Annotated in this window: 26 protein-coding genes; 12 read left to right on the top strand and 14 right to left on the bottom strand. The window is 62.5% G+C overall.

All coding sequences use genetic code 11. The annotated features are described in order from the left end of the window. Positions 1-32: 32 nt before the first annotated feature. Complete coding sequence (locus tag G3N59_RS09880) at positions 33-842, top strand: siderophore-interacting protein (RefSeq protein WP_205982404.1); 810 nt, start codon at positions 33-35, stop codon at positions 840-842. Positions 843-921: 79 nt separating this feature from the next. Beyond that, positions 922-2,196: an MFS transporter gene (locus G3N59_RS09875; RefSeq protein ID WP_205982403.1), complete on the top strand. Its 1,275-nt coding sequence runs from the start codon at positions 922-924 to the stop codon at positions 2,194-2,196. A 115-nt stretch (positions 2,197-2,311) separates the two neighbouring features. Here the strand turns inward: G3N59_RS09875 and G3N59_RS09870 are convergent, their stop codons facing one another. From G3N59_RS09870 to G3N59_RS09860, 3 genes are all read right to left on the bottom strand, one after another. Then, positions 2,312-3,439, bottom strand: coding sequence for a 3-deoxy-7-phosphoheptulonate synthase (locus G3N59_RS09870; RefSeq protein ID WP_205982402.1), 1,128 nt, complete (start codon positions 3,437-3,439; stop codon positions 2,312-2,314). Positions 3,440-3,621: 182 nt separating this feature from the next. Further along, positions 3,622-4,629 (bottom strand): sterol desaturase family protein, encoded by a 1,008-nt coding sequence (locus G3N59_RS09865; protein WP_205982401.1) that lies wholly within the window; start codon positions 4,627-4,629, stop codon positions 3,622-3,624. Positions 4,630-4,644: 15 nt separating this feature from the next. Further along, positions 4,645-5,667 (bottom strand): beta-propeller fold lactonase family protein, encoded by a 1,023-nt coding sequence (locus tag G3N59_RS09860; protein WP_205982400.1) that lies wholly within the window; start codon positions 5,665-5,667, stop codon positions 4,645-4,647. Positions 5,668-6,040: 373 nt separating this feature from the next. On the opposite strand from G3N59_RS09860, the gene G3N59_RS09855 reads away from it, so the two are divergent. Both G3N59_RS09855 and zwf read left to right on the top strand, forming a co-directional pair. Continuing rightward, a complete protein-coding gene (locus G3N59_RS09855; RefSeq protein WP_241023355.1) occupies positions 6,041-7,339 on the top strand; it encodes an Nramp family divalent metal transporter in 1,299 nt (432 codons plus the stop codon). A gap of 268 nt (positions 7,340-7,607) precedes the next feature. Beyond that, positions 7,608-9,083 carry a glucose-6-phosphate dehydrogenase gene (gene zwf / locus G3N59_RS09850; protein ID WP_205982398.1) on the top strand — a complete coding sequence of 492 codons (1,476 nt, stop codon included), beginning with the start codon at positions 7,608-7,610 and terminating at the stop codon, positions 9,081-9,083. A gap of 163 nt (positions 9,084-9,246) precedes the next feature. On the opposite strand, the gene G3N59_RS09845 is transcribed toward zwf, so the two are convergent. The 4 genes from G3N59_RS09845 to G3N59_RS09830 all read right to left on the bottom strand — a co-directional run bounded on the left by G3N59_RS09845 (position 9,247) and on the right by G3N59_RS09830 (position 11,077). After that, a complete protein-coding gene (locus tag G3N59_RS09845; protein WP_205982397.1) occupies positions 9,247-9,417 on the bottom strand; it encodes a hypothetical protein in 171 nt (56 codons plus the stop codon). 33 nt (positions 9,418-9,450) lie between these two features. After that, positions 9,451-9,867, bottom strand: a complete 417-nt coding sequence (locus G3N59_RS09840; RefSeq protein ID WP_205982396.1) for a MarR family transcriptional regulator — start codon at positions 9,865-9,867, stop codon at positions 9,451-9,453. A 167-nt stretch (positions 9,868-10,034) separates the two neighbouring features. After that, complete coding sequence (locus G3N59_RS09835) at positions 10,035-10,637, bottom strand: hypothetical protein (RefSeq protein WP_205982395.1); 603 nt, start codon at positions 10,635-10,637, stop codon at positions 10,035-10,037. Further along, positions 10,550-11,077, bottom strand: a complete 528-nt coding sequence (locus G3N59_RS09830; RefSeq protein WP_241023322.1) for a Na/Pi symporter — start codon at positions 11,075-11,077, stop codon at positions 10,550-10,552. Before G3N59_RS09830 ends, G3N59_RS09835 begins: the two co-directional genes overlap by 88 nt. 231 nt (positions 11,078-11,308) lie before the next feature. On the opposite strand from G3N59_RS09830, the gene G3N59_RS09825 reads away from it, so the two are divergent. Further along, the gene (locus G3N59_RS09825; protein WP_205982655.1) at positions 11,309-12,361 is read left to right on the top strand and encodes an alcohol dehydrogenase; all 1,053 of its coding nucleotides are present in this window, start codon (positions 11,309-11,311) and stop codon (positions 12,359-12,361) included. Between the two features lie 72 nt (positions 12,362-12,433). Here the strand turns inward: G3N59_RS09825 and G3N59_RS09820 are convergent, their stop codons facing one another. After that, positions 12,434-13,429, bottom strand: coding sequence for an aldo/keto reductase (locus G3N59_RS09820; RefSeq protein ID WP_205982394.1), 996 nt, complete (start codon positions 13,427-13,429; stop codon positions 12,434-12,436). Positions 13,430-13,716: 287 nt separating this feature from the next. Here G3N59_RS09820 and G3N59_RS09815 point away from each other — a divergent pair, with 287 nt between their 5' ends. After that, positions 13,717-15,864 carry a tetratricopeptide repeat protein gene (locus tag G3N59_RS09815; RefSeq protein WP_205982393.1) on the top strand — a complete coding sequence of 716 codons (2,148 nt, stop codon included), beginning with the start codon at positions 13,717-13,719 and terminating at the stop codon, positions 15,862-15,864. Positions 15,865-15,901: 37 nt separating this feature from the next. On the opposite strand, the gene G3N59_RS09810 is transcribed toward G3N59_RS09815, so the two are convergent. After that, positions 15,902-16,132 carry a hypothetical protein gene (locus tag G3N59_RS09810; protein ID WP_205982392.1) on the bottom strand — a complete coding sequence of 77 codons (231 nt, stop codon included), beginning with the start codon at positions 16,130-16,132 and terminating at the stop codon, positions 15,902-15,904. Positions 16,133-16,544: 412 nt separating this feature from the next. On the opposite strand from G3N59_RS09810, the gene G3N59_RS09805 reads away from it, so the two are divergent. Beyond that, positions 16,545-16,877 carry a DUF1330 domain-containing protein gene (locus G3N59_RS09805; RefSeq protein WP_205982391.1) on the top strand — a complete coding sequence of 111 codons (333 nt, stop codon included), beginning with the start codon at positions 16,545-16,547 and terminating at the stop codon, positions 16,875-16,877. A gap of 10 nt (positions 16,878-16,887) precedes the next feature. Here G3N59_RS09805 and G3N59_RS09800 read toward each other — a convergent pair whose 3' ends face one another. From G3N59_RS09800 to G3N59_RS09790, 3 genes are all read right to left on the bottom strand, one after another. Next, entirely contained in the window at positions 16,888-17,352 is a 465-nt protein-coding gene (locus tag G3N59_RS09800) for an RbsD/FucU domain-containing protein (protein ID WP_205982654.1), read from the bottom strand. 89 nt (positions 17,353-17,441) lie between these two features. Then, on the bottom strand, positions 17,442-17,771 hold the full coding sequence (locus G3N59_RS09795) for a hypothetical protein (protein WP_205982390.1): 330 nt from the start codon (positions 17,769-17,771) through the stop codon (positions 17,442-17,444). 105 nt (positions 17,772-17,876) lie between these two features. Then, positions 17,877-18,461 (bottom strand): TetR family transcriptional regulator, encoded by a 585-nt coding sequence (locus G3N59_RS09790; protein WP_205982389.1) that lies wholly within the window; start codon positions 18,459-18,461, stop codon positions 17,877-17,879. A 232-nt stretch (positions 18,462-18,693) separates the two neighbouring features. Here G3N59_RS09790 and G3N59_RS09785 point away from each other — a divergent pair, with 232 nt between their 5' ends. The 3 genes from G3N59_RS09785 (at position 18,694) to G3N59_RS09775 (ending at position 21,309) form a co-directional block, all read left to right on the top strand. Beyond that, positions 18,694-19,356: a DUF3313 domain-containing protein gene (locus G3N59_RS09785; RefSeq protein ID WP_205982388.1), complete on the top strand. Its 663-nt coding sequence runs from the start codon at positions 18,694-18,696 to the stop codon at positions 19,354-19,356. Between the two features lie 55 nt (positions 19,357-19,411). Beyond that, on the top strand, positions 19,412-19,606 hold the full coding sequence (locus G3N59_RS09780; RefSeq protein ID WP_205982387.1) for a hypothetical protein: 195 nt from the start codon (positions 19,412-19,414) through the stop codon (positions 19,604-19,606). A 101-nt stretch (positions 19,607-19,707) separates the two neighbouring features. Beyond that, on the top strand, positions 19,708-21,309 hold the full coding sequence (locus G3N59_RS09775) for an MlaD family protein (protein WP_205982386.1): 1,602 nt from the start codon (positions 19,708-19,710) through the stop codon (positions 21,307-21,309). Here the strand turns inward: G3N59_RS09775 and G3N59_RS09770 are convergent. Both G3N59_RS09770 and G3N59_RS09765 read right to left on the bottom strand, forming a co-directional pair. Beyond that, a complete protein-coding gene (locus G3N59_RS09770; RefSeq protein WP_205982385.1) occupies positions 21,278-22,261 on the bottom strand; it encodes a hypothetical protein in 984 nt (327 codons plus the stop codon). The genes G3N59_RS09775 and G3N59_RS09770 overlap by 32 nt on opposite strands. Before the next feature lie 50 nt (positions 22,262-22,311). Continuing rightward, positions 22,312-23,493 (bottom strand): BamA/TamA family outer membrane protein, encoded by a 1,182-nt coding sequence (locus G3N59_RS09765; RefSeq protein ID WP_205982384.1) that lies wholly within the window; start codon positions 23,491-23,493, stop codon positions 22,312-22,314. Between the two features lie 620 nt (positions 23,494-24,113). Between G3N59_RS09765 and G3N59_RS09760 the strand changes: the two genes are divergently transcribed. Next, positions 24,114-24,503, top strand: coding sequence for a hypothetical protein (locus G3N59_RS09760; protein ID WP_205982383.1), 390 nt, complete (start codon positions 24,114-24,116; stop codon positions 24,501-24,503). A 69-nt stretch (positions 24,504-24,572) separates the two neighbouring features. Continuing rightward, positions 24,573-26,723: a phospholipase C, phosphocholine-specific gene (locus tag G3N59_RS09755; RefSeq protein ID WP_205982382.1), complete on the top strand. Its 2,151-nt coding sequence runs from the start codon at positions 24,573-24,575 to the stop codon at positions 26,721-26,723. Positions 26,724-26,915: the final 192 nt, after the last annotated feature.

Raw genomic sequence — 26,915 nt, 5'->3', positions numbered from 1 at the left:
GATCGTCAGCCGCCTATTTATCGGAGTCATAGATGCAGAATCAAGCCAATCTCGAAGTTGTCCGCGTGCGTCATCCGCTGAAGTTTCGTCTGCTGCGCGTCGCGCGCGTCGAAACGCTCTCCACCGCGCTCGTGCGCGTCACGCTGACCGGCGATCTGAGCGATTTCACTTCGGCCTCGTTCGACGATCACGTGAAGGTGTTTTTCCCGGCGCCGGGCGCAGAAAAGCCCGTGGTGCCGAGCGCCGGCCCGGACGGCATCGTCTTCCCCGAAGGCGTCGAGCGTCCCGCCGCGCGTGACTACACGCCGCGCCGTTTCGATGCACAAGCCAACGAACTCGATCTGGAATTCGCGCTGCACGAAGCCGGTCCCGCCACGGCATGGGCCGCGCAGGCGCAGCCGGGCCAGTATCTGGGCGTGGGCGGCCCGCGCGGTTCGATGGTGATCCCCACGGGCTTCGACTGGCATCTGCTGGTCGGCGACGAAACCGCGCTGCCCGCCATCCAGCGCCGCCTGACCGAGCTGCCCGCCGGCACGCGCGTCGCCGTGGTCGTGGAAGTGGCGAACCGCACGGCACGCATTCCGCTGCCGACCGAAGCCGACCTCTACGCCACCTGGGTGTATCGCGAAGAACTGGAATCGGAACAACCGCTCGTCGATGCGCTCGGCGAAGTCTGGCTGCCGCCCGGCGAAGGCTATGTCTGGGCCGCAGGCGAAGCCTCGGCGATCCGCGCCGTGCGCACCTATCTGTGCGTTGAGCGCGGCGTCGACAAGAAGCGCATCCGCGCGTCGGCGTACTGGCGTCGTGGCGCGCAGGCGGCGCACGAAACCATCGACGATTGATGAAACCCGCGCGCCCGGCAACGCTTACCGGCGTGCCGCGCGCGCATGACACAGGGACTCGCCTCGCGAGTCACCCTAGATGACCCTGACTCTCAATCCGCTGCGCGAACGCACGCTGCTCTGGCTGCTGGCGCTCACGCAGTTCACCGTCATCATGGATTTCATGGTGATGATGCCGCTCGGCCCGCAGATCATGCACGCGTTCGCGATTACGCCGGCGGCCTTCGCCACGGCGGTCTCGGCGTATTCGCTGTTCTCCGGGCTGTCCGGCCTGTTCGCGGCCACCTATATCGACCGGTTCGATCGTCGGCGCCTGCTCCAGGTGACGTACGCGCTGTTCGCGCTGTCGAATCTCGCCTGCGCGCTCGCGTCGAACTTCCATCTGCTGCTGGCCGCGCGCGCTTTCGCCGGTCTGACCGGCGGCATTCTCGGCTCGATCGTGATGGCCATCGTCAGCGACGTGATCCCCATCGCACGGCGCGGCGCCGCCACCGGCGTGATCATGACGGCGTTCTCGATCGCCGCCATCGCGGGCGTGCCTGCCGGCATCCTGCTGGGCGCGCATTTCGGCTGGAGCGCGCCGTTCCTGCTGCTGGTGGTGCTTTCCGCCGTGATCTGGATCGCGGGCTCGCGCGTGGTGCCGTCGCTCACCGAACACGTCGACCGCGAAACGCCCATCAGCGAGATCCTGCCGCGACTGTGGCAGTTGCTCACGCTGCCGCGTCACCTGAAGGCGTTCACGCTCACCTTCACGATGATGACCGCACACATGCTCGTGATTCCGTTCATTGCGCCGATGCTGGTCGCCAATCACGGCGTCGCGCCCGAGAAGCTGTCGTGGCTGTACATGGCGGGCGGTGCGTCGACGTTCGTGACCTCGCGCGCGGTTGGCCGTCTCGCGGATCGCTACGGCAAACGCCGCATTTTCCGCGTGATGGCGCTGCTGTCGATCGTGCCGGTGCTGTTCGTCACGCATCTGCCGACGCTGCCGTTCGTCGCGCTGGTGGCATTCTTCGCGGTGTTCATGATCGCGCTCTCGGGCCGCATGGTGCCGATGCAGGCGCTCATCACGACGATCCCCGAACCCGCGCGGCGCGGCGCGTTCCTGAGCGCGAACAACGCGGTGCAGGCGCTCGGCATGAGTATCGGCGCGTGGGTGGGCGGCTTGCTGCTCGCCAATGGCGCGAACGGCACGCTGGTGGGCTTCGGCCACAACGGCTGGCTGGCCGCGCTGTTCACGATCGTGGCCGTGGCATGGGTGTCGCAGGTTCGCGGCGCGGGTGACGAACCCGCCGCGCCGAACGGCCTCGCCATGCCGCAGCAAGGCGCGGCGGTGCGGACGGCCGAATCGTAAGCGCACGGCAAAAGCGCATCGACTACGCCCAGAAGTCAAAACGCGCGGCGGACTGCCCAGTCCGCCGCGCGTAGTTTTATGCGCAAAAAGTTATTTAAGACACGCCGCCGTCATTTCAGCCCGCTAGTGTCTTGCGCCGCGCGCGCACCGCTGCGGCCAGACCGTCGAGCACCGGCTCCGTCTGTGCCCAGCTGATGCAGGCATCGGTAATCGACACGCCGCGCTTGAGCGGCACGCCCGGTTGCAGATCCTGGCGCCCTTCGTCCAGGTGGCTTTCGATCATCACGCCGACGATGCGCTTCTCGCCGCCCGCCAGTTGCTCGCCGATATCGCGCGCCACGTCGATCTGACGTTGATGCGCCTTGTTCGAATTCGCATGCGAACAGTCGATCATGACTTCTTCGCGCAACCCCGCCTTGGCAAGCGCCGCGCAGCACGCCGCCACCGAAGCCGCGTCGTAGTTCGGCCCGCTCTTGCCGCCACGCAGGATCACGTGGCAGTCGTTATTGCCGCGCGTTTCGAAGATCGCGGCCATGCCCATCTTGGTCATGCCCATGAATGCGTGGCTCGCGCCCGCCGCGACGATGGCGTCCGCTGCCACCTGCACGCCGCCGTCCGTGCCGTTCTTGAAGCCGATCGGGCACGACAGGCCCGAAGCCAGTTGCCGATGGCTCTGGCTTTCGGTCGTGCGCGCGCCAATCGCGCCCCACGACACCAGATCGGCGATGTATTGCGGGCTCAGCAGATCGAGGAATTCAGTGCCCGTGGGCAGACCGAGCGCGTCGATTTCCAGCAGCAACTGGCGCGCGGCGCGCAGGCCTTCGTTGATGCGGAAGCTGCCGTCCAGACGCGGATCGTTGATATAGCCTTTCCAGCCCACCGTCGTGCGCGGCTTTTCGAAGTACACGCGCATGACGATCAGCAGATCGTCCTTGAGCGCATCGGCCTTCGCCTTGAGCAGCTTCGCGTATTCGATCGCCTGATCGTGGTCGTGGATCGAGCACGGGCCGACCACGATCACGAGGCGGTCGTCGCGTTGCGCGAGCACTTCGGCGATCTGCGCGCGGCTGGTTTCCACCAGCGTCTGCGTGGCTTGCGGCACCGGCAGTTCGTCGAGCAGCAGCGCCGGCGAAATGAGCGGACGCACCGCGCCGATGCGCACGTCGTCGATGCGGGTGTTGTCCTGGGTCGCGTCGGCGACGCCGACTTCCTGGTCGTGCTGCGGATTGTCGATACGGCTCAAGATATTCTCCTCAGGCGCGCCCGGCTGCCTAAGCGCTGCGTTGTTCGTGGGGGACAAACGACGATTATCGCATCCGCTGCCGCGTCTCGAATCGGCCGAAGTAGCGAAAAACCGGCGACGTAAACGCAACGAGGCGGCCAAAGCCGCCTCGTTTTCAAACCATCAGCGATACCGCGCTACGCTCAGTTCGCCGATCCACCGAGCGGATAGCCCTTGCCCGCCAGCCGGCGCACGATACGCACCATCGCGAGCCACTGCTGGGCGATCAGGCCCTCGCCGTAGTTCACGCCCCGGCCATCCGGCGCGGGCAGTTGATCGCGGATGCCGGTCGGTTCCAGCGCCTTGTTCCACGAGGCCGTGCGGAACATCACGTCCCAGAACGAAAACAGCACGCCGAAGTTGCAGCCGTAGCGCGTCCCTTCGTGACCGTAGCCAATCGCGTGATGACGGCGATGGAACGCCGGGCTCACGAGAATGCGCTCCAGCACGCGGCCGTAATCGAGCCGTGCATTCACGTGCTGCACCGCCTGCAGGAAGTTGCTCACGGCGATCAGCACCACGAACTGCGCGGGCGGCACGCCGATAAACAGCGAAATGCCCGCGAAAAACGCGGCCTGCACGATATCGTCGACGAAATGATTGCGATCGTCGCACCACAGCGACATCTGCTGCTGGCTGTGATGCACCGCATGCAGTTCCCACCAGACGCCGAAGCGATGCTGCCAGCGGTGATACCAGTAGCCCGCGAAATCGAGCGCGACCAGATAGACCACGAACGACACATAAGGGCGATCCGTCACGCCGGGCCACAGACTGTCCACGTCGATATTCGGAATATTGTGGATCGCCATCAGGCTCTGCCAGTGATTGAACAGCGGCGTGAGCACGAAGAAGAACGCGATATTCAGAATGCCAAGCTTGGCTATCCACGTGTACCAGACGTCCGCGTGCAGCGCCTTGCGGTCGCTCCACGCTTCGAGCGGACGCAGCGCTTCGAGCGGACGCAGCAGCACATAAGTCAGCAGCACTTCGAGCACGCCCACGATCACCCAGTAGAGCGCATCGTAAGTGTCCTCGTCATAGCCCATCAGGCCGACCTTGTAGAAGATCGGCTGCACCACGTCCACGTAGACGAGGGTTTGCAGCCACGAAACAAGGTTGTCGGCCTGCGAAAGCAGCGTGTCGAGCATCGGGACTCCTCGCGATCAGTCCGGGTTCGGCGCCACCACCGGCGCGCGGTTCGCGAAATAGATGCCGTGCGGCGAGCGGCCCACGGCGATCGTGTCGATCAGCTGGCGCGTCTGGAGGTCGATGACACCGACGTGGCGCGCGAAGCGGAACGTAACCCACAGATAGCGTTTATCGGCGGAAAGTTCCATGTCGTCGGGACCGGGGCGCAGGCCCGTGATGTCGCCGACCTTCGTGAGCGTCGTGTAATCGAGAATGCTGATGGTGCTTTCCACACGATTCGACACGACCACATGCTTGCCGTCGTCGAGATTGCGGAAGTTGTGCGCGCCGCGACCCGTCTGGATTTTCTTCACGAGCGTGTGCGTGTGCGGGTCCACCACGGCGACGTCGTCCTCGCCCGTCATGCCGATCAGCAGGTACTTGTCGCCCGGCGTCATCCACAGGCCCGCGGGCGTGTTGCCGATATGCAGTTTCCACAGCACGGTCTGCGAAGCGAGATCGATGGCCGCGACTTCGCCGGTGTCCTGCAGCGTCACGTAGGCGATCTTGCTGTCCGACGAAAAGGTGATGTGGCTCGGCGTCTTCGCCAGCGGAATGCGCTTCGCGATCGTCACGTCATGGCCGTTGTAGCTATAGACATCGACGCGATCGAGACGCAGGCCGGCCGTCACGAACCACTTGTGATCGGGCGAAAAGCCAAGCTGATACGGATCTTCGATGCCTTCCACGCGGCGCTGCACCTTGCCGGTGTGCGGGTCGAGGAACATCAGATCGTTCGAGACCGAATCGGCGACGATCAGCGACTGGCCGTCGGGCGTGATCATCAGGTGATGCGGTTCCTTGCCGGTGGGCTCGGTGCCGACCACGCTGCGGCTCGCTTCGTCGATCAGCGAGAGCTGCGCCTCGCCGGAATCGAGCACGATGACCTTGTCATCTGCATGCGCGAACGCGCTGCACGCGAGACCGCCGAGCAGCAGCGCCGCTGCAAGGCTGCGTCTCGGAGTCCGGGTAAAGCTGAAAGTCGGGAATTCTGGCATTTCGTTAGAGCAGAAAGACCGGTGCGAAACCGGAGTAAGCGCGCGCAGGGCCGGTTTGTGCTGAGATAGACGCTGGCGTGGCGCAACATGCCCGAAAGCCAGACGAAACCTCGCTGAAACCGGGCAGCGAAGCGGATTGCAAGGCGATCCGCGAAAGCGCGCGCGGAACGCCTGGTTAACGCGCGAGGGTCGTATTCCGATGACGTGATGAGGCGTTTTCCTACACGGTTTTCTGCTGCGCTTTATTGCCACGCTGTATTGCGACACTGATCTGCCGCGTTATCGGCAAGTATCACGCATCATTGTTCCGCCCCCAGCAAAAATCCTCCGTCACAACGAGGTATTCATGCACCATCGCACCCGCGATGAACACCTGAACGACGTGCCCGACGGACTTTCCGCCGCCACGGCGCGCAAGGTGCGCGAAGCGCTCGAAGGTCGCCGGCGCGGGGCCGCGCTGCTATTGCCGCTGGCAGGACCGGCCGTGATCGTTTCGGTCGCGTACATGGACCCCGGCAATTTCGCCACCAACATCCAGGCGGGCGCGCGTTACGGCTATGCGCTGCTTTGGATCGTGGTGCTCGCCAATCTCGTCGCGATGCTGTTTCAGGCGCTCTCCGCAAAACTGGGCATCGTCACCGGGCGCAATCTCGCCGAGTTGTGCCGCGAGCATCTGCCCGCCCCGCTCGTCTGGCTCATGTGGATCGTCAGCGAAATCGCGGCGATGGCCACCGATCTCGCCGAATTCCTCGGCGGCGCGATTGGCCTCGCGCTGCTGCTGCATCTGCCGCTACTCGCGGGCATGGCGATCACGGCGCTCGTCACCTACGGTTTGCTGTTCTTCGAGCGCGCGGGATTCCGGCCGCTCGAACTCGTGATTGGCGGCCTCGTGGGAGTGATCGGGCTGTGCTATCTGCTGGAACTGTTCATCACGCCGGTCGCGTGGAGCGAAGTCGCGCGCGGGCTCGCCACACCGCGCCTGCCGGATGCGCAGGCCGTGACGATTGCCGTGGGTATCGTCGGCGCAACCGTCATGCCGCATGCGCTGTTTCTGCACTCCGGTCTCACGCAGGCGCGCGTGCAGCCGCGCAACGACACCGAACGCACGCGGCTGTTGCGCTTCTCGAACGTCGAGGTCATCGTCGCGCTGTCGCTCGCCGGGCTCATCAACATGGCGATGGTGATGATGGCCTCGGCGTCGTTTCATCTCGGTCACGCCGATGTCGCCGAAATCGGCACGGCATGGCGCACGCTCACGCCGCTATTCGGCGTCGCGGCGGCCGCGATCTTTCTGGTTGCGCTGATTGCTTCGGGGATTTCGAGTTCGGTCGTCGGCACGCTCGCGGGCCAGATGATCATGCAAGGTTTTGTCGGATTCCAGATACCGCTCTGGCTGCGCCGACTCGTGACGATGGCGCCGAGTTTCGTGGTCGTCGCGCTCGGCGTCAATGCCACCGAAGCGCTGGTCGCCAGTCAGGTCGTGCTGAGTCTGGCGCTGCCGTTTCCGATGGCCGCGCTTGTCTGGTTCACCTGTCGGCGCGATGTGATGGGTGCGTACCGCAATCGCGCGATGCTGGCTGCGCTGGCTATCGCGGGCGCGATCGCCGTGCTTGCGCTCAATGCGCTGCTGCTCGCGCAGACTTTCGGCTTCGACGTGCCGGGTCTCGATTGAGTTTGACTTCCGCGCACGAGCGTTTCTTTGGCGCTCCAGCGCGAAGTGTGCAGCGCAACACACGCATTGCGAGCGGTTCGCTCAATTCGTGCACCTTATGTGCTCGAATCGTTCAATGCACCCACGCTCGCATGTCAACTTCGTGCGTCATGCGTGCAAACTTGCGCGAAACGATGCAACATTAGCCTCTTTCACCGCGCCCGCCCCGTGTGGCGAGTGCAAACTTCGCAACTCTGCGCCACAAATCGCCACAACCGAGCGACCTGCCATGACGAATCAGCCTGCCCAAGCCGCGCCCGAACAGCCCGTCGACATGATCATTTTCGGCGGCGGCGGCGACCTGGCCGCGCGCAAACTGCTCCCTGCGCTCTACATGGCGCACCTGCACGGCAATCTGCCGCCCGAGACGCGCATCATCGCCGTCGGCCGCAAGAACTGGACGATCGACGACTATCGCAAGTTCATGGAAGAGCAGTCGCGTCCCTTCATCGACGCCAAGGCCTTCGATGCGCAAGCCTGGGACCGCTATCTGGGCCTGTTCCAGTACGTGATCATCGACGTCAATGCGACCGAAGACTACACGCGCCTGAAGACCGCCTCGCGCGAGCATGCGATTCGCGCGTTCTATCTCTCGACCTCGCCCGAACTCTTTACGACGATCTGCGACAACCTCTCGGCGGTCGGTCTCGTCGATGCGAATTCGCGCGTCGTGCTCGAAAAGCCGCTCGGCCACGATCTGGCCTCGGCCAAGGAAATCAACGAGTCGGTGGGCCGCCATTTCGCGGAATCGCAGATCTACCGTATCGACCATTATCTGGGCAAGGAAACGGTGCAGAACCTGATGGTGCTGCGCTTCGGCAATCCGATTTTCGGGCCGCTGTGGCAGGCGCCGTATATCCGCAGCGTGCAGATCACGGTCGCGGAAACGGTGGGCGTGGGCAGCCGCGCGGGCTTCTACGACCACACCGGCGCGCTGCGCGACATGGTGCAGAACCACCTGCTGCAGTTGCTGTGCATCGTGGCGATGGAGCCGCCCGTCTCGCTCGACCCGGACGCCGTGCGCGACGAAAAGCTCAAGGTGCTGCGCTCGCTGCGCCCGATGTCGCTCGCCGATATCGCACGCGACACCGTGCGCGGCCAGTACGCGGCAGGCGCCGTGGACGGCAAGCCGGTGATCGGCTATCTGGAAGAAGACAACGTGCCGGCGGACAGCAAGGCCGAAACCTTCGTCGCCCTGCGCGCGCATATCAACAACTGGCGCTGGGCCAACGTACCGTTCTTCCTGCGCACGGGCAAGCGTCTGCAGAAGCGTCAGTCGGAAATCGTGATTGAATTCGCCGATCTGCCGTTCTCGATTTTCCCGAGCGGCCCGCGCAATTACGGCAATCGTCTCGTGATCCAGCTTCAGCCGGAAGAGTCGATCCAGTTGCAAATGCTCGCGAAGGAACCGGGCAGCGGCATGAACATGCTGCCGGTGAACCTGAATCTGGACCTGCAACAGGCGATCCCGGAGCGCCGCGCGGAAGCGTACGAGCGTCTGCTTGTCGACGTGATTCGCGGCCGCCTCACGCACTTCATGCGCCGCGACGAACTCGAAGCCGCCTGGACGTGGGTCGAACCGATTCTCGATGGCTGGAAGGAACTGAACGACCGTCCGCGCACGTATACGTCGGGCACGTTTGGCCCGGCGGCATCGTCGGCGCTGCTGGCGCGCGAGAATATGTCGTGGGCCGAAGAGGCCTGATTGAGGTAACGAAGCGGGTGATCGATGGGTCGGCCCGCTGATCACTGATCAAACGCTAAACGCTAAACGCCGCGCAGACTTTGCGCGGCGTTTGCTTTTGCGGATGCGTTTGGCCCGGTTCGCGCGTATTCGTGCGCATTCGTGCTATTCGCTCGATGCGCGCTTATTCCCGATCGGCGCGATTGGTTATTTCCGTGTGATCGGGCCGGAACAGATCGAGACCCGCGAACACCACCACGCCGCTGAGCGCCATCATCGGCACGGAATGCCGGCCGAGAAACAGAATCGCGGCCGCCAGCCACGTCGAAACAAAAAAAGCGCCAATGCGCCGCATGATGCCACTCCGGTACAAATAAAACGCCCGGCTTCAGCCGAGCGTTGCGCGCGCGGTGCGCAGACGGCTCACAGTGTCCACAAACGCTTCGCCGCCAAGCGAGCGCTTGATGCGCCCGGTCACCTGCGCGCTGGCGTGATTGAGCGCCTCGCGTATCGCCTGGGCCTGCGCCGTGGGGACGATCGCGACTTCGCGCTGATCGCCTTCGGTACGCTGGCGCTCCAGATAGCCGCGCGACTCCAGACCGTCGAGCACACGCGTGGCCGTGGGCCGCGCGATCGAAAGCAGATCAGCCAGTTCGCGCTGCAGCGAACCTGGGCGCTCCAGTACCGCGCGCAGCATGAAGCCCTGCGGCGGCGTGAGATCGAAGGGTTCGAACGCTTCGGACCACTCGCGTTCCAGACGACGCGCAAGCGCCGACGTGTTGAAGTAGAGACACTGATCGAACATGGCGAGAGAATAACCGTTTATCGTTAGCTATGCAACGAATGCCACACTATTGCGCCCTTTTTCAGGCACTTTTCGCATTCATTCGATGGGACTTCGGCAGGTAAGTTCAATCGTGTTTTTAGATGAATCGTTCTGCTCCCTTATTGTGCTCACGTATTTTGCGGCCCTTAGTCCGCGAAAGTCAGCGCGCGCGAATGCGCCTTCGCGACCTGTTGCAACGCGCGCCGCAAGGCACTCTGTCTGCGCAACCCTTCTTCCATCGCCGAGATCGCGAGCGTGCCCGCCGCGCCTGCCTGGAGTAGTTGTGCTTTCAACGCCCCGTAAGCGGCTTCCATCGACTGCGAGAGACTTTCGATCAGCGCGCTGTCGTCGTTGGCGACTTCGTGCTTGCGGTCCGCCGCTTCGATCGTATCGAGCAACGCCAGCGAGCGGCGCTCGAATAAGGCATACGCTTCGGCGATCTGCGCATCGGGCAATACGCTCGCCAGCGCCGCCTGCAAGGCCTGCTCCGCGGCGCTTTCGTAGTAGCGCAATTCGCGCAGACTTTCGGCCACGTTCGCGGCGGTGGCCGGCACCATCTCCGCGCGATTCATCCGTTGTACGAACTTTTGCGCCGCGCCGAACAGCCGCGTGCTTGCGCCCTGCTCGTGTGCGAGCGCCTGTGCATCGGCGCCCGCGAGCGTCATGCGCAACATGCGCCGCACCAGCGTGCCAATGCGCTGCATCTCGTGGCGTAGCGCATCGACGGCCAGTTCGGGCACCACGACCACGGTAGCGTCGAGATAGTGAGGCGCAACGCAATGCCGATCCCCACCATCGGCAGCGCGAGCGCATCGATCTTCATCTTCAGGCCGAGCAGCGAGACGATCCAGCCCGTGGTCGTCATGCCCAGATTCGCGCCGAACAACACCCAGAGCGCGCCGCCCAGATCGAGCAACCCGGCGTTGACGAAGCCGATCACCGCCATCGTCACGGCCGTGGACGACTGCACCAGCGCCGTGACCAGCACGCCCGAGGCAAGACCCGCCAACGGCGTGCGCGTGGCGCGGCGCAGAATCAGTTCGAGCGCGGGACCGGCCGCCAGCTTCAGGCCGTTCGTCATCATCGTGATGCCGAGCAGGAACAGGCCGATGCCGCCGATCAGCACGCCCAGCGCATCGATGAGATTCTTCATGCGCGCCCGCTTGTCGCTGTCGTCATCGAAGCTCATGGGAAATGATCGGACCAATGGTACGCGACCCGCATTTTTCGTGACCGCACTGTGACGGCCTCGCGCCGTCATGCGTCCCGGTTATATCCTGATGAAAAACGAACGATCGGACGAATTTATCGCCCAACCGCGTTATGATGCGAAGGAATCGACATCGTCAGCGTGCTTTAAACGACTCAAACGCGAATACAGACACGACCCAAACCGACACCAACGGAGACATCGATGCAGATGCGTTGCTATTGCGTGACCCATCACGGCCAGCCTCTCGAACTCGTCCAGCGCGACACGCCGCAGCCGCAAGGCACCGAAGTGCTCGTGCGTGTGCAGGCCGCCGGCCTGTGCCATTCGGACCTGCATATCTGGGAGGGTTACTACGATCTGGGCGGCGGCAAGAAGCTCTCGCTCGCCGATCGCGGTATCAAACTGCCGCTCACCCTGAGTCATGAAATCTGCGGCGAAGTGGTCGCGGCGGGCCCCGATGCCAGCGATGTCAAAACCGGCACGGTTGCCGTCGTGCATCCGTGGATCGGTTGCGGTCAGTGCGCGGCCTGCGCGCGTGGCGAAGAAAACATCTGCATGAAGCCGCAATCGCTGGGCGTGATGCGCGACGGCGGTTTCGCCGATTACGTGATCGTGCCGCATCCGCGCTATCTGGTCGATCTGGGCGGCCTCGATCCGGTCAAGGCCGCGCCGCTTGCCTGCGCGGGCGTCACGACGTATTCGGCGGTGAAGAAGTTCGGCGAGCGCATTCATCAGGACCCGGTCGTGATCATTGGCGCGGGCGGGCTGGGCATGATGGCGATCGAAGTGCTGAAGGCGCTCGGCGCGAAAGGCGCTGTCGTGGTGGATGTCGATGCCGCCAAGCGCGACGCCGCGCTCAAGGTCGGCGCGCTGGCCGCGATCGATGCGCGCGCAACCGATGCGGTCAAACAGATCGCCGAAGCCACGGGCGGCGGCGCGCGTGCCGTGCTCGATCTGGTGGGCGCGACGCCCACGGTGAAACTCGCGCTGGATGCGTGCGCGCGCGGCGGCCATGTGGTGGTGGTCGGGCTGATGGGCGGCGATATCACGCTCTCGCTGCCGATCATTCCGATGCGTCCGCTCAAGATCGAAGGCAGCTATGTGGGCACGCTGCCCGAACTGCGTGAACTCGTGGCGCTGATGCGCGAAGGCAAGATGCAGCCTTCTTCGGTGACGAAGCGGCCGCTCGGCGAGGTGAACGAAGCGCTTGAAGCGCTTGCGCAAGGCAAGGTGATGGGACGGCAGGTGCTGGTGCCGTAATGTCGAAGGGCGGCCACCCTGCGCCGCCCCTTTTTCAGACCATATTACTTCGGATAGCTACATAATCTGCAATCAGCGCGCGGCATCACCCATGCGATAACCGAAGCTCGCTTCGTCCAGCTTTTTCTTCAATTCAGGATCGAGTTCCAGTTCGGCGGCAGCTATCGACGCATCCAGTTGCTCGGGCCGGCTCGCGCCAATCAGCGCGGACGTCACCAGCGGATTCGCCAGCACCCACGCCACCGAAGCCGTCGTCAGCGATTGCCCTGCACCTTCGGCAATGCCACGCAACTGCTCGATTGTTTCGAATTCGCGCTCGTGCCAGTAGCGGTCCTGATACATCGATCCCGCCACGCCCACGCTCTGCGAAAAGCGTCCCTCGCCCGGCTTGTTGTCATGCCGGTATTTGCCGGTCAGCAAACCGCCCGCGAGCGGGTTGTACGGAATCACCGCCAGCCCCTCTTCGCCCGCGAGCGGCAGCAATTCGCGCTCGATCTGGCGGAACAGCAGGTTATAGCGCGGCTGCACGGAAACGAAGCGCGCCACGCGCAGCACATCGGCGCGGCCTAAGGCGCGTGCGAGCCGGTACGCCAGAAAATTCGACACGCCGATATAACGCGCCTTGCCCGAGCGCACGATAACGTCGAGCGCTTCGAGCGTTTCGTCGAGCGGCGTGCTGGCATCGTCGGAATGCAGTTGATAGAGATCGACGTAATCGGTGCCGAGGCGACGCAGCGAATGATCGATGGCGTCGAGCAGATGCTTGCGCGAAGCGCCCTGATCCCACGGCGACGGCCCGACCTTGCCCACGGCCTTGGTCGCCAGAATGAAGCGGTCGCGGCGGCCCTTGAGCCAGCGTCCGACGATTTCCTCGGTCCGGCCCGCGCGCGATTCGCCGCCGCCGAGGGGATACACATCGGCCGTGTCGATAAAGTTGATTCCGGCTTCCGCAGCCTTGTCGAGAATAAGACGGGAGACGTCTTCTTCGGTCTGCAGGCCGAAGGTCATGGTGCCCAGACACAGACGCGAGACATTGAGGCCGGTCTGGCCAAAACGACGGTATTGCATCGAATGCTCCTCTCTAACGAAGAATCACTGCATGGAGCGCGCGGCGTACCCGCTCGCGCGCGCAATGCGGGCAAGCATAGCGCGGAGCGCTGAAACGAGCCGGGCGCGGCCGCATCGCCTTACATCGCCGAAAGTTTGCGGAAGCATTTGCGGAGCTAGCCCCACCCGTAACCGCGCTGAAGGCTTCATTGCCCGAATAACCGCACGCGGGCGGCTCTAATCGGCGCCTTAGCCTTGCGCGGCCTGCCTTAAGCTTCGTACCGTCCTTCATTTTGCCCAGCCCGACCGTGACTTCGACGACGACCGACGCGCCTTTCCACTCCGACCGCCAGCAGGAAGCGAGCGCGCTGTGCGCGCAAGGCCGCTTCGCCGAGGCGTTCGCGGCGATCGCGCCCGTGGTCGGCACCGAGGCATGCGCGGACGACGCCACGCGCGTCGAGGCGCTCAATCTCGCCGCGCTCGCCGCGATGGGCGCCGCGCAGCCCGACGCCGCGCAGGCGCTCTGGCAGCGCTGCATCGTCGCGAAGCCCGGCTTCGAGGAGGCCTATCACGGCCTCGCCACGCTGTTCACGGCGCTCAACCAGTTGCCCGCCGCCGAAACGATCTGGCGCCATCTGCTCAGCGTCAATCCCGCGCACGCGGACGCGCAAGGCAATCTGGGCATCGTGCTGCACCGACTCGGGCGCCATCAGGAAGCGGAAAACGCCTATCGCATCGTGCTCGCGCGCCAGCCGGGTCATATCGACGCGCATTACAACCTCGGCGTCCTGCTGCACGAACTGGGGCGTCACGATGCAGCCGAAGCCGCATATCGTGCCGCCCTCACGCTCGATCCGAAACACGCACGCGCGCATAACAACCTCGGCACGGTGCTGCGCGAACGCGGCCGTCTGGAGGAAGCCGAAGAAGCCTGGCGTCAGGCACTGCTCGCCGAGCCGCACTATCCCGAAGCGCTCAACAACTACGGCGCGCTGCTCAAGGCGCAGGCGCGCTATATCGAGGCCGAACTGGCCTGCCGTCTCGCGATCCAGATTCGGCCCGATTACGTCGAGGCGCTGAACAACCTCGGCTGCGTGCTGACCGATCTGCAGCGCTACGCCGAAGCCGAAGGCTTTTATCGGCAGGCCATCGTGCTGCGCCCCGATCACGCCGAAGCTCACTACAACCTGGGCCTCGCGCTGCAGCGGCTCGAACGCTACCCGGAAGCCGAAACGAGCTACCGCATCGCGCTGCGTCTCGCGCCGGGCCGCGCGGAAATCTTCAATAACCTCGGATCGGTGCTCTGCGCGCTGGACCGCATCGACGAGGCGCACGAGACCTTCGCCCAGGCGCTGGCGCAGAACCGCGATCTCGCGCTCGCGCACTTCAACATGGGCAGCGTGCTCAAGGAACAGGGCGCGCTCGACGACGCCGTGGCGGCCTACCGTCGCGCCCTCGAACTCGAGCCCGATTACGGCGACGCGCTGTTTCGCCTCGCCACGCTGCTCATCACGATGGGCCGCTACGACGAAGGCTGGCGTCTTTACGAGCGCCGCTACGAGAACAACGGCTTCGTGCATTACGCGTCGCGGCGCATGCTGAGCTGCCCGCACTGGCAAGGCGAGCCGATCGCCGGCAAGTCGCTGCTGCTCTGGCAGGAGGACGGTCTGGGCGACATGCTGCAGTTCTCGCGTTACGCGCGACTGCTCAAGGCGCAGGGCGCGGCGCATATCGCGTTTGGCGGCGTCGAGGCGCTGCATTGCATTCTCGATGGCGTCGAAGGCATCGACACGCTGCTCACTCACGCCGAAGCCAGCGAGCGCGCGGGCCAATTCGACTATTGGGCCAGCCCGCTGAGCATGCCGCTGCGTCTGGGCACCACGCTCGACAACACGCCGCCGCCCACGCGCTTCACGATCGATCCCGCGCGCGTCGAGCATTGGGGCACGCGTCTGGCGGCGCTGGGCACGGGGCCGCGCGTCGGTCTGGTATGGCGCGGTAACCCCAAACATCACAACGATTTGAACCGCTCGATTCCGTCGCTGGCCGCGCTTGCGCCGCTCTGGCGTGTGCCGGGGCTGAAGTTTGTGAGTCTGCAGAAAGGCGCGGGCGAAGACGAAGCGCACGCGGCGCAGAACGCGGGATCGGCGCAACCGCTGCTGCACCTGGGCAGCGATGTCGCCGATTTCGTCGATACGGCGGCCATCATCGCGCAACTCGATCTGCTGATCTGCGTGGACACCTCCACCGCGCATCTGGCCGCGTCGCTCGGCAAGCCGTGCTGGGTGATGCTGCCGCGCCGCGACGTGGACTGGCGCTGGCTCGACGGTCGCGACGACTCGCCGTGGTATCCGGGCAACGTGCGGATTTTCCGCCAGACGGGCAAGCAAACGTGGAGCGACGCGATCGAGCGCGTGCGGCTGGCGTGCGAGGAACGGTTCGGCGCCGCTTCCTGAGTTCGAAGCGGCTGGGCGGGACGACTGACGCCTGGCGTCAGTCCCAGATATTGCGGAACGCCACGGCGGCGATCACCGGCACGCAAAGCACCAGAGGAATCGCAAAGTATGGGATCTCCATATCGACGACCCAGCTGCGGATCAGCCAGCCGACGCCCAGCGCGAGCGTCAGGATGCCCACGAGCGCAGTCAGCGTGTTGAGCACCCACGTGGGCGGCCGCTTGCGCGTGGATTCCTGCTTGGGTTCCTGCGCGGGGGACGGTTTCATCGGAGCGTAAGGGAAACGTTGAGCGTGCCGGTCGGCACGGCGATTTTTTATTTTACTCCCGCTGCCGGACCGCTAACGGATTGGGCCAGACCCTGAGCGGGCTGCTGCGCGGACGCGATTTCCGGCGCTGGAAAAGAAAAAGCCCGCCTGAATTGGGCGGGCTGAATCCATATCAGGAGGAGACATGGAGGAGACGAGTTAATTCTAGGGTTTTCCCCTAGCCTTGGCAAGTGTTTTTTGCAGCGCGCGCGAAATTTTTTGAAAGGGACTTATCGCGCGTGTTTGTGCGGCCTTTTTATGCGGCCGGCTTGTCTCCCCGCCCGTTACCTCGCGGGTAATCGCCCGTCGCCGCCCGGCGCCCTATTCTCGTGTCCAGTGAATCGTTTTCACACGCACGCACACGAGGATAGCCATGACCGCCTACGCCATCGCCCATCTGCATGAAGTCGATCTTTGCGCCGATATCGTCGAGTATCTGCAAAAGATCGACGCGACGCTCGCGCCATATGGCGGGCGTTTCATCGTTCATGGCGGGCCGGTGGAGCGGCTTGAAGGCGCGTTTAGCGGCGACCTGATCGTGATCGAATTCGCCGATCGAGAGCAGGCGCGCGCCTGGTATCGCTCGCCGGCCTATCACGCGATTTTGCCGCTGCGCACGCGGCACGCGCGCGGCGACGTCTTTCTCATCGATCAGGTGGCGCAGCCGCATCGCGCAACCGACGTACTGGAGCGCGTGGCGCAGTGAAACGCGGGAATCAGGCGCGTGGCGCGTCTGCTGCCAGCAGCACGCCTTTCTTGAAGATGAAGCAACCGTAGCCGCGCGCCTCGCCGGTCGTGATCACGCAATAGGCCTGACGCGCGCGCTCGTAAAACGCGAAACGTTCGAGCGAGGCAAACGGCACGACGCGGCCTTCGGCGTCGTCGACTTCGCGTTGCGCCTCGCGCTGCACGGCCGGCAGCGAATGCGCATCGCCGACGATTTCCATGCGTAGCGCCGGGTGATCGACAAACCCGTCGAGCGGCAGCACGGAAAGCACGGCACGCACCGCGCGCGGCGAATCCACGCCGTCCATGCGCAGCAGACGGCCCAGCACCGAGTCGCGCGCCACGGCATCGGCCGGGAAATTCGCGTCGCAGATCACCACTTCGTCACCGTGGCCCATCGCGGCGAGTGCATGGAGCACATCGGGATTGAGCAACGGATCGAGATTTTTCAGCACCACGTCTCCTCCTTGTTGTGAGCGCGCCTGGCACGCGCCCGCTTTTAGAGCGTCAACAATCGTTCGGAATACTGTGCAATCTGCAACGTCTACGCTGCGGTAAAGACGATCGCGCCGTGTTCGCCAACCTGCGTGAAAGTACGCACGAAACGGTAGGTCTGGCCATCGATCGACAGTGAATTGAGACCTGGCTGCGTGGCTTCGAGAATATCGGCCACCAGGGCGTTACGCACGAAACCGCAACGCGTCCATTCCGCCTGCGTCTCGGCGGCGTCGCCGAGCCAGACATCGCTGCGGTCGGTCTGGGAGCGCACCAGGATCACGCTGACGCCTTTATCGAGCGAGCGTTCGAGATACTCCGATAGCGTCGAAAGCGCTTCGACGGCCACATCGTGCGGCTCGCGAGAGGACGAATCCATAAGGGGCCCCGGGGTCGTGTACGTCACCTTCCCATCGTACCTGAATGCGGCGCCAGCAACGGCGATTTCAGGCCGAAAACGTCGCTGCCGCCGCTGCCACGCGCGTTATCGGGCCGCCTTTTTCTTCGCTTGCAGCGCTTTCCAGCTTTCGTCGTCGAGCAGACGGCCGAACAGGCGATGACGCGTGGCTTCATCGAGTTCGGTCAGGCCCATCAGCAGATGAAAAGCCATCCCGCTGGCCGCGAAATAGCGGATCAGCGAAAGATCGTGATCGACGGCTTCCTTGCCGATGGCCTGCATGACTTCTTCGTTGCCATCGCGGTTGCCTTCCAGCATCTGCGGCGATTCCACCATCACGGCGAGCATCGCGCGCGCAACCGAATCGGGCTGATTCAGCGCGTGGCGGAAAATGGCGATCTGCGAAGCGAGCGTCGGCTCTGCCTTGTCGCGGCCTTCGCCATTCATGTAATCGGCGGCGATTTCGATGAATTCGCCGCGCTGATGTTCGAGCAGCGCCTGCAACACGCCTTGTTTCGTCCGGAATTGATGCAGCAGCCCGCCTTTGCTGATGCCGCTTTCGCGCGACAGCGAGTCGAAGGTCAGTGCGCCTACGCCGTCCCGGGTCAGAATGGCCAACGCCGCGGCGATGGCTTTTTTGCGCGAAAGCTCCGAGCGAGTCTGGTTATCCATGTCGAATTGATTGCGTCACTGCTTCGCAACTGGCTCGTAGGCCGTTGCGTCTGGAATGGAAATGAACGGCCGGCGGCCGTTTGAGGCCGGCGTCTGGCGTCGCAGGCGCTATCTTAGCCGACCTGGCGGTTACAAACAAACCGGATAGACGGTTTACATCCTGGCGATTTGCAGTTACGCTGCGTTCGCTGGGATTCACCCACTCTCTCGCGAACCACACAAGGAAACGCCCATGATTGGCCAACGCCTCGCCGCCTGCCTCGCCAGCGGCTCGCTTTCTCTCGTCCTCGCCGCCTGCGCCGGCGTGCAGCCGGTCGCCTATTCCGGCATCGAAGCGTCGCACCAGTTGCGTCCGAATTTTGGCGACGATCGCGCGAAAATTCCGTTCGCCTATGCCACGCCGGTCGTCTGGTCGCGCTATACGCAGGTCGTGCTCGAACCCGTGTCCGTTTATCAGGGCACCGATGCGCAATTCGGCGACATGAAAGACGAAGACAAATCGGCGCTCGCGAGCTATGCGCAAAAGGCTTTCGCCGAGAGTCTGGGCAAGCGGTTTCAATTGGGCAGCCAGACCGGGCCGGGCGTGCTACGCGTCAAGATCACGCTCACGGGCGCCGAACGCACCACGCCGCTTGTCGGCCAGGCCATGCATTTCGATATCGCCGGCAATCTCTATAACGGCGTGCAAGCGGTGCGCGGCGGACAAGGTGCGTTCAGCGGATCCGTGTCTTATGCCGTCGAGGTCTACGACGGCAGCGACGGACGCCTTTTGAAAGCCTATGTCGCCAAGCAATATCCCAACGCGATGAATCTGCCTGCCGCTTTTGGCTCGCTGGGCGCGGCAAAAACCGGCCTGGATAAAGGTGCGCAGGCATTGGTCGCCCAACTGCACTGAAGTCAATCGACTACAGCGCGGCGGCTTTTCATTCAATCAATCAGGATGACTGATCATGCATCAGATGTCGAAAGCCATGATTGCAATGGGACCACCGCCGCTGGTCATTACGCTTGTATTTATCGGCGCGTATCTCGCCGTAGGCATTCCGGCGCATTTCCTGCTCGGCCTGGGCGCCCGGGATTACCTTGGGACAATCGCCGGCGTATTCGTCAGCCTTGCCTACCTGACGCTGATTTTGGGTTTCTAGCCATGCCTTCCATGGCGTTGTCGCGTCCGCTTTCAAGAATCGCACAAATGATTCGCCGCCTGTTCAGCGCCCTGCGCGATATCGTGTTGGGAAATCTGTAAATGCCGCGCGTAACCATTACGATCGTATGGCTGTTGCCCGTGCTGATTGCGCTCGCAGGCGTGATCGCGCTCGCGCACGCATGGTTGATGGGCGGCCCGGAGTTGTGCATTACCTTCACTACCGGAGAAGGCTTGCAGGTCGGTAAAACGCGCCTGCGTTATCGCAGCGTTGAAATTGGGCAACTGGAAACATTGCGCATTTCAAAAGATCGATCTCATGTAACGGCGGTCGTGCGACTGCAGGCCGACGCTTCCCGCCTGTCCGCCTGCAGCACGCGTTTCTGGGTAGTGAAACCGCGTATAGAAGGCACCCATGTTGCAGCGCTCGGCACGCTGGTTTCCGGGCCGTATATCGCCGCGGAAATGGGTCACGCAACGAAGACATGCCGCAACTTCAGAGGCATGGACACGCCGCCCGTCATTGCATCGGCGCAAAACGGTACGCGATTCGAATTGCACACGGCATCGTTAGGTTCACTCGAAATGGGTTCGCCGGTGTACTTCCGGCGCGTTCAGGTAGGCCGGGTGCTTGGCTACGCGCTGCAGAAAAACGGAGAAGATGTGAGCGTCGATGTTTTCGTTAATGCGCCTTATGACCGTTATGTCACGGCATCGTCGAAATGGTGGCGCGCCAGCGGCTTTGATGTGCGCTTGAATGGCAGCGGACTGCGTATCGACACACAGTCGATCGCCGCGATCTGGAATGGCGGCGTGCAATTCGAGTCGCCGACCGATAGCCCGAACCATGCGATCGCCAGCGAAGGCCAAAGCTTTGCACTCGTCGATAGCCAGACCGATGCCACTGCCGCTTCAAAAGAACAGGCCGCGCAAGTGTTGATGCGATTCAACGCTTCGCTGCGCGGCCTGGCCGTGGGCGCGCCAGTTGACTTTCGGGGCGTGGAGATTGGTGAAGTCATCGGCATTCATACTGACGATGAGATGACTCATGGCGCCTTCGATATGATCGCGACCGTGAATCTATACCCGATTCGTCTGGGACGCAGCTATCGGAATGCGCTTGGCGAGGGCAACAATGCTGCTGGCCGTGAATTGCTGAGCATGATGATCGCGCGAGGACTGCGTGGCCAACTTCGTATGGGCAATGCGCTAACCGGCCAGCGTTATATTGCGCTCGACTTCTTCCCCCAGGCGCCAGCGGTGCGTTTCGATATGGCGCATCAGCCAGTTGAATTGCCTACCGTTCCCAATACGATCGAGGAGTTGCAGGATCAATTGAGCAGCACGATTGCACGCCTCGATCGTGTGCCGTTCGACCAGATCGGCCAGAATCTGGCTGTCTCGCTTGATAGCACCTCCACGCTATTCTCGAAGGTCAGCGACGAGATCGTGCCTCAAGCGCAGTCCACTCTCCAGTCTGCAGAGCAAGCATTTAAAGCAGCACGCGCAACGCTGCAGCAGGATTCGCCGCTACAGTCGGATGTGCATCTCGCGCTGGCACAGCTTAAACGCACGCTGGCCAGCATCGATGCATTAGGCGATTATCTCGAGCAGCATCCCGAGTCACTGGTTTTGGGAAAAACTTCGCCGCCCGCATCGCAGCGATCGTCGCTTACCAGCGATAACCCAGCCCCGCAAAAATAACATCGGTATCGCGGTTATAGCGCGTCACCACGCGATTCCATTCGAGCCGGCCATCCCAGTGCTGGGCAAAGCGATACGAAGCAGCGATCGTCACGAGGCCCGAAAACTTTCCCGCGCCCGGACCTGGCGACTCGCTGTTTTCGTTTTCGTTGATGGCGTAATACGCGCCTGCGCCAAGACCCAGCGTAACCTTGTCGTTCATAAAGGCGCGCGTCGCCCATAACTCGCTGGTAATGCCATCGCGACGCGCTGTCTTGCTGCTGCCTTCGTGCAGATAGCCCACCGTAATGTCCATGTATTTCATGAGCCCGCGCCGATATTCAATTGCGCCACCCAGCGCAGAAGGCGAACTGGTCGAATTGACAATCGTTTTGCCGAGATAAACCGCGACTTCGTTATTCGTGACCTTCGACGGCGAACCTGCGGCCCAATCGCGCGGGCCCGGCGTACCCGGTGCGTCGAGTTGATAGCCAATACCCAGCATCACGCTGGTGGCATCCGGCCCGCGCTGCACATGAACGCGATTGAGTTGAAGCTGTGTGATCCATCGGCTGGAAGCGTAGTACGCGGCGCGCACGCTATAGACCACGCCCCATCCGTGCACATCCGAATAACTGCCGCCCTGATCGGCTGTTGTCGTATCGAAGTAACGGTAAGGCCCAATACCGGCCTGAATCACAAACTGCGGGCTCGCAACGGGAATGCGCGCCCACAACTGGATCATCTGGCCGTCGCGGTGATGATCGGGGATATGTCCTTCATTGAGCCACGTAAAGCTCGCCGCGAAATACTTTCCGAGACCTTCCTGATAGTTGAAGGCCCATGTGTAGGTATTCGTATTTCCCGCACGCGATCCTCCGCCAAAAAGAGAGAATTCCTGCGCGGACGCCAGCGTGCCATGAAGCAGCAAAAGCGTTGCGGACCATTTCAGACAATTCGATGTTCTGCCCATCGCGACTCCGCGCAAGAGTTATCGAGCTTGATGTTCGTTAAACGACCTGTCTATCGCCATGCGCTGCCAACCTGAATATAGAAAGCGTTTTGCCCCGGCCCATGTGCGATATCGATACCCATCGTCACGCCAAGCTTGCGGGCGACGAGATAGCGAAACCCCGTGCCGAAACCGAAAGCCGTCGGTGCGTCGGAAAAGGAATGAATGCCGCCATAAGCCTTGCCTGCTCCGCCAAAACCTAATACCGACCATCGCGGCGTAACGTAGTAACGCAATTCGACTTCGCCGGTCAGCTGGTTGCGGTCCTGAAACTTCGCCTGCGATACACCGCGCAGATCGACATAGGGTTGCGCAAAAAACGGAATATCGCCCTGAGAAAAACCGGTATCGGCGCGCAGGCCTAGAACCCACTTCGGCGCGAGGTCGAACCAGCGGTAGCCTTTGGCGGACTGCATCTGGAACGCGCTGTCACTGCCGAAGCCACCACGCGCGAAATCGGCCTCGAATTCCGCGTAGGTGCCGTTGCGCGGATAAAACATATTGTCGCGCGTATCGTAGTCGACCACGATGCCACCTTTGCCGATCCGCACGTCCCGCTCGAAGTGGTTAATGCCTTCGGGAATCACCGGGCCGAAACGCGTGGTCGAATCGAAGTAGGTATAGCGCGGGCCGACATACCACGGGCTATTGCCCACACGGAACAGCAACTGCTGCACAAGCGCAATGCCGCTGAGCTGGTACGCATTCGCATTGCCTTGCGGGCCGTAATAGTTCAGATGCAGATTGACCTTGCCGAGCACGCCGAGATAGCGAATGCGGTCGTCGTCCCAGGTATGGAAATGCAGCAAGCCGACGCCCCAGCTATGTGTGCCCGTTGCGAAAGCGCCAACGCCCGTGATGTTCGGCGGCGACATCTTTTTGGGCGCGTCTGAATCTGGCTCAGGCTCTGCATGCTCGTTCGTTTCGGAAGCGGATTTTTTCGGCGCAGTGAAATAAAGCAGTCCAAGCCCAAGGCCATAGCCGATTGCCGGCTCCGTGATGATGTCCGGCACGGGCAACACGCCTTTGTGATGCAACAGCATATCGCTCGTGTCGAACTGGCCGTCTTGCGGGTCGATGAAGCGGGACGCATAACCTTCGGCGGCCGCTGCCGTCGATGAAACGACCGCCAGCGCGCAGCACAGCGCGCGAGGCCATGCGATGGCTACGCCCGGACGGGTCGGACGATGCATCAGATGGCAACCATTGCAGGTTGTGCCACGATAGATTTCAATTCGATCACGCTGCCGGCATCCTAAAACGTTAGTTAACGAATTACGGAAATGCGCGTTAAGTGATGCAATTGCTTTTATTCGAAGGCGATGGCCAGCATAACAAATTACATTGAATGTAATCAAGCATGGGTGCCGCTAGTCAATACGCATGAGGCGGCTCGACAGCAGCGAGCACAAGGCGTGCAACTCAAGATCGAGCATTCAAACCACGATTTAACAAATCAAAATAATCATCTCGATTCGTTAAAGAAAAAGCGATCTTATTAAATACAAATATCGCAAATCCGCTCAAGAGCAACTCAATCGCCAATTCGAAAGCGCTGACTTTTAATCGATTCAATCAGAAAGCAGCATGAAAGAAATGCGCGCTTATCTCACTCCGGCACCCGGCCCGTCAGTTGCAAAGTGTTGCAAGTTGCCGTTGCTCTCGACATCAACCCGTCACACCTGTTTCATTCGCTCCAGAAACGTTTGCAAAAGAAAAATCATCGCTCGCAAACGTTTTCACGCGTTTCACAATTCTTTCTTCGAGACCATAGAAACTGTGCGCCGACTCGATCATCGGAATGCAAGCGCATATGCAAAGACGCCTTTTCGAACCGTCGTTGGCAACATGGATATCCGTTGCTCTCGCAACGATCTCGCTCGCCGCCTGCGGCCCGGGTGCGAGCGGCACGACCACTGCCTCAGCGCCTGACACGCTCAGCGCGCAAAGCCCCGCGCGCGACGCCGCTGCAGATCAACAGCCAGCAGCAGCGCCCCGTTCTTCCGCCGCACTCGCCAGCCAGATCGGCACCGCCGCTCCCACCGATGCCGCCAGCTTTGCCTATGCAAACGACCCGGTTCAGAGCGTGCAGGCCAGCCTCGCCGCGGATAGTCAGCAGGTCGCACCCGTCATGAGTTACGCCCCTGGCGACGAACCGCCAGCCAGCAGCCATTCCAGCAGCACCGCAACGACGCGTCAGTAAGCCACCCAGCAATACACCGTTAATGTGCTTATGCACACATTCATCCAACAAGCAGAAAGGTGAACAAGAATGACGTCAAACAGCCGTCGCCGTTTCCTGCAGACAGTCGCATCGTCGGGCGCCGCCGCCGCGGCCATGACCGTGCTGCCCGAGTCGATTCGCAATGCGCTTGCGATTCCCGCGTTCTCGCGCACGGGCTCGATCCGCGATGTGGAACACATCGTCGTGTTCATGCAGGAGAACCGTTCTTTCGACCATTATCTGGGCCATCTGCGCGGCGTGCGCGGTTATAACGACCGCATGCCGATTCCGCTGCCCGGCGGCCAGCCGGTCTGGTATCAGCCGTCGAAGGAAGACGCCACGAAGCCGGTGCTTCCGTTTCACCTCGATACGCAGACGACCAGCGCGCAATGCGTGGGCGACCTCGATCACTCGTGGTATCCGACGCAATACGCGATCAACAACGGCGCGTACAACCAATGGCCGCAATACAAGACCGATATGACGATGGGCTATTACCTGCGCGCGGACATTCCGTTCCACTACGCGCTGGCCGATGCCTTCACCGTCTGCGATAACTACTTCTGTTCGCTGCCCGGCCCGACGCACCCGAACCGCTCGTACCTGATGACGGGCACGGTCGATCCCACCGGCACGATGGGCGGCCCGCTGCTCGACAACAACGACTATGTCGATGGCGACGTGCCGCCCGCGTATCAACTGCTGTCGTGGACCACCTATCCCGAGCGCCTGCAGGCCGCCGGCATCTCGTGGCAGATCTATCAGCAAGGCACCAATGGCAGCGATCCGATGAACGGCAACTACGGGACCAACATCCTGCAGAACTTCGCCAACTTCATCAACGCACAGCCGGGTTCGGCGCTTTATCAGCGCGCGCAGACCGTGCGCACGATCGCCGATCTCAAGAACGATGTGCTCGCCAACAATCTGCCGCAGGTATCGTGGCTGCTGCCGCCTGCTGCATTCTCCGAGCATCCGAAATACACGCCGGCCTATGGCGCCGAATACACCTCGCAGATTCTCGACGCACTGACGTCGAATCCCGAGGTGTGGAGCAAGACCGTGCTCTTCATCATGTATGACGAGAACGACGGCTTCTTCGACCATATCGTGCCGCCGCAGCCGCCTACGACGTCGATGCAGGGCAAATCGACGGTGAGCGTGGAAGGCGAGATTCACAACGTCGTCAATCCGGGGCGCGGCGGCAAATACACCGCCGACGGCCTGCCCTACGGCCTCGGCCCGCGCGTGCCGATGACGATCGTTTCGCCATGGAGCAAAGGCGGTTTCGTGTGTTCGCAGGTGTTCGATCACACCTCGGTGATCCGCTTTATCGAAGAGCGTTTTGGCGTGCACGAGCCGAATATCACGGCATGGCGTCGCGCGGTCTGCGGCGACCTCACCACGGCTTTCGACTTCCGCACGCCCGATTCGTCGATGCCGACGCTGCCGGATACGAGCAACTATATGTCGATGGCCGACAACCAGTGCTCCGCCAACAAGGCCCCGACCGTACCCGCCACGCCGGGCGCGATCGACGCCCAGGAGCCGGGCGTGCGCTATGCCCGCGCGCTGCCCTACGAGTTGCACGTGAACGCACAGGTCGACCCTTCGAAGAAGACGCTGTCGATCACCTTCGCGAACAAGGGCCGCCAGGGCGCGCACTTCTACGTGTACGGCACGAATCGCAGCGACGGCCCGTGGCGCTATACCGTGGAAGCCGGCAAATCGCTCGACGATAGCTGGGATCTGAGCGTAACGAACGGCGTCTACGCCTTCGAAGTGCATGGCCCGAATGGTTTCGTGCGCCGCTTTGCGGGCACGGCGGCCACGTCTTCGTCGTCATCGTCGTCGGGTTTCTTCGGCAAGCACAACGGCACGCCGCAGCCGGAAGTCTCGGCGCAATACGATGTGGCCAACGGCAACCTGTTCCTCAAGTTCACCAACGCGGGCGGCGGCATTTCGCGCCTCACGGTGACGGACAACGCCTATGGCGCGCACGAGCGCCTCGTCGTGGTGCCCGCCAACGCGCGCATCGAGGAACCGTGGGTGCTCGCCTCCAGCCATCACTGGTACGACCTCACGGTCACGAGCCCCGACGATGCGACCTTCGTGCGCCGCTACGCCGGCCATATCGAAACCGGCCGCCCGAGCATCAGCGACCCGGCTGCAGTCGCACCCGTCACGCAGTTGAGCTGACGAAGCGGCCGCGCCCGCCTCATCGCCCTTCCAGACGGCGCCTTCGGGCGCCGTTTTTATTTCCTGGCCGAATTCATCCGACAAAAACAGCGCGCTTTGAACACAAATCGGCCCCCATTTCAAGCCAACGGAAGCTGACTGTTGCCAATATCCGACCTTTCAGTAGGCTTGTTGAATTTCTTTGTATATGCG

Origin of the sequence: Paraburkholderia sp. Ac-20340 (assembly GCF_017104965.1) — a bacterium.
Lineage (GTDB): Bacteria > Pseudomonadota > Gammaproteobacteria > Burkholderiales > Burkholderiaceae > Paraburkholderia.
This window is presented reverse-complemented; position numbering and strand designations above follow the sequence as displayed.